The following is a 1,336-nucleotide window of genomic DNA, read 5'->3' on the forward strand; positions in this document are numbered from 1 at the left end:
GCTCTCCTGGCCTATGGACTTGTGGATAAGCCATTCTGAGAGTAAGGTGAATGAACTAACAAACCGGGAATAGCTCTTATTTTTCCTGAATTTTGTTCCAGATCCCCGGACCTAGCTAAGAGTGTTGGGACGGTGTTTGCTCTTTCATCCCTCTATAAGGACGAGTACTTTTTTTCCATGTCAAAGAAGGGATATTATACAAATTTAGGCGGGCTTGATTAATGGAGATTTTATTAATATACAGTTTACCTTTAAATAATTTCCAAAAATCCACCTGCATAGATAGTTGTTCTATCGTAATAAGGCTTTTCTTATCTTGGTAGTAGCTTAAGTTATTAATGTTAATGGTCGCTGAAGGAAAAATACTAACGCTAGATATTAAACTAAGCTGTCTTTGCTCATTATTTATTTTTGGAATAATCTGCTTACCCAAAATATAGTTCAAGGTATAAGTGAGTAATAAATTAATAATTAAAAGCAAAACTAGAATCAAACCGATGACTAGTAGTATTCTTTTTCCCCAATTTTTTTTCATTCTTTCCCTAATTTGGTTGTTCTATTTTTTTAGATCATATTTTTTAAGTATAGTTGATGATGAGGTTAATTTTCCCTTTATTAAGCCTTCTTATCTGGCAGTAACGAGACAAACCATAAGCTAATGCGAGGTAAAATCTAAGGCCTTAGCGGTTTTATTCTTTAACTTCCATCTGTTTTTCTTAATTAAATTCTGCATGATCTACAGCCTGCAGGCATTTCCCGGAGAAACTACTTTTTATTGGGCAACCTCTATCCTAAAATTTTTTGCCTCGTACGGTGTCAGTATGTTGAATAAATTTAATATGTGGTTTATCATTATACATAATGGGTTTGTTTATTATAACTTGAGTGGCGGGTATCAAAATGACATATGCAAAATTGACAGAAGCATTTGAAAGGGCAGCTCCCAAAAAGCCTAGTCCAGATGAACTTGTGAGACAAGTTATTGAACAGCTACCATCTAATCCAGACGAGCTTCCACGCGGATTTGTTGAATTGGATCCAGATGACGTGATGCGGCTAATTGAGGAGCAAGCTGTAGATAACGGACCTTTGCAATATCAAGTAAAATCTGGTGAGGATGTTACAAGAAAGTTGCTCGCGGATTTAGATAGGTTAAAAAACAAACTTGGTGGTGCTCCAAACTTTGCCGGGGGGATTGTCACTTTAAATGACGCTGATTTAGCTAGGTCCGGGGATCTGGAACAAAATTCAGGAAAAATAAGAGCTATTCCCGGTTTGTTAGTTCATTCACCTTACTCTCAGAATGGCTTATCCACAAGTCCATAGGCCAGGAGAG

At 36.7% G+C, this 1,336-nt stretch carries 2 protein-coding genes; one reads left to right on the forward strand and one right to left on the reverse strand.

What is annotated here, in order from left to right; translation table 11 throughout:
• Positions 1 to 115: 115 nt before the first annotated feature.
• Positions 116 to 535 carry a hypothetical protein gene (locus ELY15_RS15795; RefSeq protein WP_127101717.1) on the reverse strand — a complete coding sequence of 140 codons (420 nt, stop codon included), beginning with the start codon at positions 533 to 535 and terminating at the stop codon, positions 116 to 118.
• A gap of 365 nt (positions 536 to 900) precedes the next feature.
• On the opposite strand from ELY15_RS15795, the gene ELY15_RS15800 reads away from it, so the two are divergent.
• Positions 901 to 1,326: a hypothetical protein gene (locus ELY15_RS15800; RefSeq protein WP_127101719.1), complete on the forward strand. Its 426-nt coding sequence runs from the start codon at positions 901 to 903 to the stop codon at positions 1,324 to 1,326.
• Positions 1,327 to 1,336: the final 10 nt, after the last annotated feature.

This window comes from Legionella sp. km772 (assembly GCF_003989735.1).
Taxonomy (GTDB): domain Bacteria; phylum Pseudomonadota; class Gammaproteobacteria; order Legionellales; family Legionellaceae; genus Legionella.